Source organism: Acidithiobacillus sp. IBUN Pt1247-S3 (genome assembly GCF_041146875.1).
In the GTDB taxonomy this organism is placed as follows: domain Bacteria; phylum Pseudomonadota; class Gammaproteobacteria; order Acidithiobacillales; family Acidithiobacillaceae; genus Igneacidithiobacillus.
The window spans coordinates 1-443 of the sequence record NZ_JBFRXP010000084.1; the positions used below are offsets into that span (position 1 = coordinate 1).

A 443-nucleotide genomic window follows, 5' to 3' on the forward strand; every position below is an offset into this window, starting at 1 on the left:
GACAGCATCTCCAAAAGCCGCAATTGCTCGGTATCCAGACACACACTGCGGCGATCGACGGCACAGAGTGTGCCATGTGCCTGTTCGGTACCACTATACACGGGCAGAGAGAAGTAGGTACTGATTCCCAAAGATAACGCAAGTTCCGCATCCGGCCAGCGTTCAGCGACGTTCGGAGTATAAGACTGGCCTTCTTCGAGGGCGCGTTTGCAGAGGGTGTCTTCCCAATCGACGATGAGCCCCTCGGGGATACCCCACTCATGCTGTTTCTGCACGTATAGTACACGCTGCAAGCGCAGATTCCAGTCAATAGTGGTGAGATAGACACTCTCGAATCCGGTGACTTCTTGCATGAGTTTCAGCAACGACCGGGCAAGATCCTCTGTGCCGTTACTCTGCGAAACGGCTGAAATGAGCTGATCCAAGATATCGCTAATGTGCAT

At 53.3% G+C, this 443-nt stretch carries 1 protein-coding gene; it reads right to left on the reverse strand.

Annotated features, from left to right (window positions below):
- The coding region (locus tag AB4090_RS15150) for a GAF domain-containing protein (protein ID WP_369574706.1) at positions 1-443 on the reverse strand (443 nt) is incomplete at both ends.